General features: G+C 52.4%; 9 protein-coding genes and 1 tRNA gene. 6 read left to right on the forward strand and 4 right to left on the reverse strand.

The genetic code is table 11. The features are described from left to right. The first annotated feature begins 105 nt into the window (after positions 1-105). From QI197_06610 to QI197_06620, 3 genes are read left to right on the forward strand one after another with little or no spacing between them, the layout of a single operon-like run. A complete protein-coding gene (locus tag QI197_06610) occupies positions 106-363 on the forward strand; it encodes a hypothetical protein (protein MDK2373029.1) in 258 nt (85 codons plus the stop codon). 50 nt (positions 364-413) lie between these two features. Beyond that, on the forward strand, positions 414-800 hold the full coding sequence (locus QI197_06615; protein ID MDK2373030.1) for a cyclophilin-like family protein: 387 nt from the start codon (positions 414-416) through the stop codon (positions 798-800). Then, complete coding sequence (locus QI197_06620) at positions 797-1,450, forward strand: MBL fold metallo-hydrolase (GenBank protein MDK2373031.1); 654 nt, start codon at positions 797-799, stop codon at positions 1,448-1,450. The genes QI197_06615 and QI197_06620 overlap by 4 nt, the downstream gene beginning before the upstream one ends. Here QI197_06620 and thiL read toward each other — a convergent pair. Beyond that, entirely contained in the window at positions 1,434-2,405 is a 972-nt protein-coding gene (gene thiL, locus QI197_06625; GenBank protein ID MDK2373032.1) for a thiamine-phosphate kinase, read from the reverse strand. The two genes, QI197_06620 and thiL, sit on opposite strands and share 17 nt — an antisense overlap. A 60-nt stretch (positions 2,406-2,465) precedes the next feature. Here thiL and QI197_06630 point away from each other — a divergent pair, with 60 nt between their 5' ends. Together QI197_06630 and QI197_06635 are read left to right on the forward strand one after the other, a co-directional pair. After that, a complete protein-coding gene (locus tag QI197_06630; protein MDK2373033.1) occupies positions 2,466-3,788 on the forward strand; it encodes a cyclic 2,3-diphosphoglycerate synthase in 1,323 nt (440 codons plus the stop codon). Continuing rightward, positions 3,785-4,537, forward strand: a complete 753-nt coding sequence (locus tag QI197_06635; GenBank protein ID MDK2373034.1) for a creatininase family protein — start codon at positions 3,785-3,787, stop codon at positions 4,535-4,537. Before QI197_06630 ends, QI197_06635 begins: the two co-directional genes overlap by 4 nt. An 8-nt stretch (positions 4,538-4,545) precedes the next feature. Here QI197_06635 and QI197_06640 read toward each other — a convergent pair whose 3' ends face one another. Beyond that, positions 4,546-5,262: a TIM barrel protein gene (locus tag QI197_06640; GenBank protein ID MDK2373035.1), complete on the reverse strand. Its 717-nt coding sequence runs from the start codon at positions 5,260-5,262 to the stop codon at positions 4,546-4,548. A 603-nt stretch (positions 5,263-5,865) separates the two neighbouring features. Between QI197_06640 and QI197_06645 the strand changes: the two genes are divergently transcribed. Then, positions 5,866-6,096: a histone family protein gene (locus tag QI197_06645; protein ID MDK2373036.1), complete on the forward strand. Its 231-nt coding sequence runs from the start codon at positions 5,866-5,868 to the stop codon at positions 6,094-6,096. A gap of 100 nt (positions 6,097-6,196) precedes the next feature. Here the strand turns inward: QI197_06645 and QI197_06650 are convergent. Then, a tRNA-Arg gene (locus QI197_06650) sits at positions 6,197-6,271 on the reverse strand. 44 nt (positions 6,272-6,315) lie between these two features. Continuing rightward, positions 6,316-6,607: VTT domain-containing protein (locus QI197_06655; GenBank protein ID MDK2373037.1), on the reverse strand; the 292-nt coding region annotated here is incomplete at its 5' end.

The raw sequence follows: 6,607 nt of genomic DNA on the forward strand, positions 1-6,607 counted from the left end.
GAGGAGAGGTTGAGGAGATCCATATCCCAACTGGGCGGGCGCGGACCCGAGCCCCAAGAGGGATAAGTTAAAAATGGGGCATCTGACTAACACGGGGTATCTGCTATGAGCGCGGAGAAGGCAGAGAAGATAATCAGGGAAATAGAGGTTAAACCCTCAGTCCTAGAGCAGATCAGAAAGGAGGTCCAGAGATCTAGGGTGGTCACGCCTCAATCCCTCGCCCTGAAGTATAATATCCGGGTGAGTGTCGCTAGGAGACTACTGCGCGAGTTCGAGAAGGAGGGACTCGTAATATATGTCGATGGCAATTCGAAGATAAGAATTTATAGGGGAACCAAGGCTAAGGCCCCGAAGGAGGGGTGAGCTCTTAACCCTTATTTGTGAACTTTCCCTCCTCGGGGGTGAAACTATATTTGAGGAATAGATCAGAAGGGGTAGAAAAGTATATTATATACATCAAATCCGGCAGTTTATTAAAAGAAGTTTCCGTAGAATTCCTGAGGCACCTCTCCCCTATAACGATAGAGAGGCTCTACAGAAACCTCCCACTGCAGGGCATGGTGGTAAGGGACAACGATCTGATATACATCTCAGCTCCCATAGATACGAGGCTGGAGAAACCGAGGAACCGACTGAGGAGAGGACACGTAGCCTATTCTCCCTCTAAGAAGATGATAATGATAGCATTGGAGGACGTTAGACTCAATGAAAGCGTCAACTCGCTCGGCAGAGTAGTTGAGGGTCTGGAAGAGCTTGAAAAACTGAGAACCGGCCACATGGTGAGGTTGGAGAGGGAATGATCTCCTTTCTCTGGAAGGGATGCTCGGCGATCCTGCTCAGGGTGCGGGACCTCAACCTGCTGATGGATCCGGGCGATCACTTCACCATAGATGAGCTACGCGGCGTCACTGACCGGGTGGATGCCGTATTCTATACCCACGAGCACACCGGGCACTTCGATCCGGATTTCCTCAGCTCTCTTATACGGGGATTCTCCCCGTACATGATCGTGAATAAGGGGGTCTTCAGGACCATAAGGAGGTGGGTGGACCGGGACCGACTGATCAAGCTGAAGGAAGGAGAGAGTACCGAGGTTCTAGGGATTAGAGTTCACGCGCTCAGGGCCGTGCATCCCGGCGTTCATCCCGTGGTGTTCCTGCTGGAGATCGGAGGTAAAGCAATATTTCACGGCGATAGCTCGGGATTCTCCCACATGTTCGAAGCCTTCTCCCCTGTGGATCTGGCCTTCGTACCCTCGGGGAGTCCCTCCCCAAATGCCAATCCAAAGGAGGCGGTGAGGATAATCAAGGCCCTAGTACCCAGAGTAGTAGTACCCTTCCACGGGGACTCCTCGGAGCTCCAAGAGGTGGAGAATAGGGTGAAGCTGGCGAACCTCAACACCAAGGTGGTCTTGCCCGAGCCCGGCGAGCTGATCACGCTCGAGATTTGAAGTGTTCCCATCCCCCCTCCTCAACTTCCTCTATCTTACCATCCAGTCTCACGAAGACCCCCCTATCCTCCACCACCCTACCGATCCTGATTAGGGAGAGGCCCTTCTTGGAGAATTCCTCCTTTAGAGAATCGACCCTGTCTTGAGGAACGGAGAACACAATCTCATACTCCTCCCCCCCATGAAAAGCTACCTCCACCGGGTCGATCCTTCCCTTAGAAGCGAGCAGCTCCGCCATTGGGTGGAGAGGAATCCTCTCAACTAAGAATCCAAATCCACTCGCTCTAGAGAGTTCCTCGAGCGACCAATAGAGCCCGTCGCTGCTATCAATCGATGATGAGGCATAAGCTGATGCAGCGATACCCTCTTGGATTCGAGCTATCGGTTCGTAAGCCGCCTTTAAGGCTTCAACCCTCACATCGCTTGGCAAGTCCATGCCCCTGAGGAGGTGCTGGAAGGCCAGCCAGGTGAGCCCGAACCAACCCGTGGTGAACAGCACATCCCCCGGCTTTGCTCCAGATCTCTTCACCAAGTTCCTCTCGATTTTACCAACTGCGAAGCCTGCAATCACGAGTTCTCTCGATTCTCCAAGATCCCCACCGACGAAGTAGGCGCCGAATTCCCTCGATCCCTCCTCCAACCCCTTCACCACGGAGATGAACTCCTCGTCGCCCATATCCCTGCTCAGCCCAACGGAGGCCATGAAGAAGAGAGGTCTAGCTCCCTTAGCAGCCAGATCTGAGAAGTTGGAGACCACACACTTCCTGGCCAACTGCCTGAGGCTCATCCAAGGTAATAGATCGGTCGCCTCTGCCACCATGTCGGTATTAAACACGTAGATCCCATCGACCAGCCTCCTAGCTGAAGCATCATCTCTACCGGGTTCTAGAAGCTCCTCAGGATCCCTGCTGATGACCTCTCTGATCAGATCGATGAGTTCCCTTTCCGGTCTCACGATACGAGGATCCCGGCTAAATGTTAAATCTCTTTCCTAATGAGGAGGCTCGGTGGTCGCATGGTTAAGAAGGTCGTCATAATGGGGGCCGCAGGCCGCGATTTCCACAACTTCAACGTCTTCTTCCGGGACAATGAGGATTACCGGGTGGTCGCCTTCACGGCGGCCCAGCTACCCGATATAGCAGGCAGGATATACCCGCCCGAGCTGGCAGGTAGGCTTTACCCGGAAGGCATACCCATAGTCCCGGAGGAGGATCTCCCCAAGCTGATAAGGGAGCAGGGAGTTGACTTAGTCGTCTTCTCTTACAGCGATGTCTCTCACCAGTACCTGATGGAAAGGGCTGCGGTAGCTCAGGCTAACGGCGCCGATTTCATGCTGCTAGGTCCTAAGAGCACCATGCTTGAGTCGGAGAAGCCAATCATTGCTGTCACAGCCGTCAGGACGGGGGCTGGGAAGAGCCCAACCAGCCGGAGGATATCCAAGATCCTGAAACAGAGAGGGCTCAAGGTAGCGGTAGTCAGGCACCCCATGCCCTACGGAGACCTGAAGAAGCAAGTGGTCCAGAAGTTCACCTCCTTGGAGGACCTAGACAGGTATAACGCCACTATCGAGGAGAGAGAGGACTACGAACCCCATCTGAAGCTGGGCAACGTGGTTCTGGCTGGAGTGGACTACAAGAAGGTGCTGAGGGAGGCGGAGAAGGAGGGAGACGTGATCCTGTGGGACGGTGGAAACAACGACTTCCCGTTCTTCAAGCCAGACCTGATGATCACAGTAGCTGATCCCCTCAGGGCAGGGCATGAGCTCACGTACTGGCCTGGCAGCGTGAACATCAGGATGGCGGATGTGATTATAATAAGCAAGGTGGACACGGCAAGCTACACCCAAGTGAGCGAGGTTCTCGAGAATGTAGAGAGGGTCAATCCTAAGGCTAGAGTGATCACCGCCGCCATGCCCTACATGGTCGAGGAGCCCGGGCTGGTGGAGGGCCGGAGAGTAGTAGTGGTGGAGGACGGCCCTACGGTCACCCACGGCGAGATGGGCTACGGTGCTGGATATTTAATGGCGAAGAGGCTTCATGCTGAAACAATCGATCCTAGACCCTACGCGGTCGGTTCCATAAAGGAGGTATACGATAAGTACCCGCATCTGGGGCCCGTGCTACCGGCGATGGGCTACAGCGATAGGCAGATGCGTGAGCTGGAGGAGACGATTAACGCGATACCTGCGGAAGCGGTCGTCCTAGGAACACCAACTGACTTGGGCAGGTATCTGAAGATAGACAAGCCAACGGCTCACGTGAAGTACGAACTACAGGAGATAGGGCCGCTCACCTTGGACAAGGTAATCGACGACTTCCTAGAGAGGGTGGGACTTTGAACGGAAGGGAGAGAAGGATATGGCTCCTCACTTGGAAGGAGTTCAAGGAGGCTTTGGAGGATACGGATCTAGTTATACTACCCATGGGTGTCAGCGAGGCCCATGGAAACCACCTGCCTCTGGGCACTGACTTCATCATACCTGAGTGGATAGCGGAGTGGCTGGCCGAGGAGCTGAATGCACTGATCGCACCTCCCATAAGATACGGGGTCGTTACTGGTCTCTCTGGGTATTGGGGATCTATGAGCGTGAGGGAGAGCACTTTGGAGGCGCTCACTTACGATGTACTGACCGAACTCTCCAACAACGGATTCGAGCGGGTGATAATTCTCAACGGTCACGGCGGTTCTGGTCAAGTTAGGGCTATCACCAATGCCATGAAGAGAGCTTGGAGGGAATTGGGCCTCAAGAGTCTGATGGTGATGTGGTGGGAGCTCTCCTCAGACATCACAGAGGAACTGCTCGGTGGCAGTGGCGGACACGCGGGCGTCGATGAGACCGCAATGGTGATGGCCGCTGATCCTAGCCTAGTGAAGGGAGGGATGGAGAAGGAGGAGATATACAGGTTGAGGAAGGGCATATCCCCCACGCCGATGCCAGGATCCATACTCTCATATGACGACGGGTTCGCCAATGCCATCCCGCCCCTCGACAAAGCGGAAGAGTTCGCTAAGAAGCTACTTGGGAGAATAAAGGAGGAAATAGAGAAGATCTTGAATGGATGGGACAGACAGGACATTCTGATATGAACGCAGCTCTAGATCAAACTATTCCTCCAATTTTTGGCCCTGAGAACTATCCTCTTGATCATAGCAGTTTCGAACATTCTCCTCTCATCGGGGTACAGCAGCAGGTAGGGTGTATCTTCCCTCAGCCCAGGGATCACTCTATGGAGGGGCCTGGTGTCAGAAGTGTGTACAGCCACGCCAACGAGTTTCCTATGGGCTAACATGCTGGCCGGAGTATGCTCGTGAATGTACACGACGCCCAACCTTGGATCCGCTAATCTATCCGCTATTTCCTTGGAATTACTACCAATCAGCTCGAACGCTGCATAGTGATCCCTGTCCAACCTAGTCACTAGGGCTTGGAGCTTCCTTGCGGCGACTAACGGATTGCCCTCGTAAGGTCTCTGGGATGGTCTGATGACTAGGAAATCAGCATTTATGGAGTAAGCGAGCCTCATAGCCTCCTCAATACTCTTGATGGAGGCCTCCGCTATGTGGGGGTTGGTGCTGAACACGTTCACATCGCTCACAGGAGATCTCACTGCCACTATCGTGTCCAGTTCTCTCAAAACCGTTCTCAGGTGGGATATGACTGACCTGTGTAGCAGGGATGGCAGGTAGCGCGGGGGCTCCGTGGAGACCACGATACCCTCGCATCCAGACTTGACCAGTAGCTTGACCACCTCAGGGAGCTCAGCCCCCCACATGAAGTCAGTCGAACACAGAAGCCTCAAACCCTTAGTCAAGATTACCCCCTTGCCTCTGGGTAGAATTTCGATCCTTGTAGGTATATAATTTTGATCTCAAATATGCAAGATTTACCCATCTCTGGCCCCAATGGTTCGAGATATCTTTTTCAAAACGATGATTTACTGAAAATTATTCTGAGACAGATATTCATAGATCTTACAACCAATCTGTCATGATATAGGGGCTTTTTTCGGGAGGGAAAGGTTATTATACAGCTATAGAAGATGAAAGGTTACAGCACAGATCTGTTCTGGGATACCTAAGGTATTCTATCTCCTCACATGGACTGAATCCAGTAATGCTATCATCAGTAATGTGTACATTAAATTTAAAAAAGGCTAGTAAATTTTTACAAAAAACAAATTATTTAATATATTATGGATAAATACATGCCATTAAATTTATATTTTTTTGGAGCGTTAGAAAGTCCCCTATCATTTTCTGGATTGTTGAGGGATACTATACCACTAATAAGGCTATCGAGATATAGGCAATCACTTCGATCGATCGATTCTTCGCCGAGAAAATAGAAAAGCTTATATTTAATCTTCCGTTACTTGAATACGGCCCTATAAGGGTTTATCAAGAGGTGAGACTATATGCCCCAGAAGCCTGCCAAGCATCTACCCCTTGCTCCCGTATACCGGATCATAAAGGAGGCCGGCGCTGAGAGGGTCAGCGATGACGCTAAGGCCAGGCTAGCCTACTATCTTGAGAAGTTCGCTTACGAGGTAGGCAAGTACGCTGTTGACTTGGCCAGACACGCCAAGAGGAAGACCGTCACCGACAGAGACATCGAGCTGGCTGTAGAGGCCATCTGGAAGAAGTAAGCCGGCCTCCCTAACCCTCTTTTCTTTTGACTCGATTATACGGCCTCACCGGGCTGGAAGCTACTCTCCTCACAATGGTCTAACTCGTTTGACTGTGAAACGGGCCCGGGGGGACTTGAACCCCCGACCTGCGGCTCCGAAGGCCGCCGCTCTATCCTTGCTGAGCTACGGGCCCCCAGAAGATGGGATCCTTCGGGCTTAATAGTGTATGCCCTCTAGTCACTCTCCCTTCCCACCCTTAATCACCTGTCTGCTGAAGAAGTAGGCCCCTACTAGCAGCATCACCACCGATAATACGAGCAAGGTCCAATCACCCTCTGCCAGCTTGGCTCCGACCAGACCGAAGAATGTAGCTCTTGGGACGATTGCTAGTACATTCGCCAATACGAAGACGAGGAAATTCATCCCGACAGCTCCGGCCACGTAAGAGGTGACATCTAAGGGAAGAAATGGGATAAGCCTAGTTATGAAGACCAGCCAGCCACCCCACCTGTCAAACCACGAGTAGACC

Source organism: Thermoproteota archaeon, from assembly GCA_030130125.1.
GTDB lineage: Archaea > Korarchaeota > Korarchaeia > Korarchaeales > Korarchaeaceae > Korarchaeum.

Excerpts from the sequence above, each read along its gene's own strand:
- QI197_06610 (MDK2373029.1), top strand. The coding sequence starts at position 106 with ATGAGCGCGGAGAAGGCAGAGAAGATAATCAGGGAAATAGAGGTTAAA.
- QI197_06645 (MDK2373036.1), top strand. The coding sequence starts at position 5,866 with ATGCCCCAGAAGCCTGCCAAGCATCTACCCCTTGCTCCCGTATACCGG.
- QI197_06620 (MDK2373031.1), top strand. The coding sequence starts at position 797 with ATGATCTCCTTTCTCTGGAAGGGATGCTCGGCGATCCTGCTCAGGGTG.
- QI197_06630 (MDK2373033.1), top strand. The coding sequence starts at position 2,466 with ATGGTTAAGAAGGTCGTCATAATGGGGGCCGCAGGCCGCGATTTCCAC.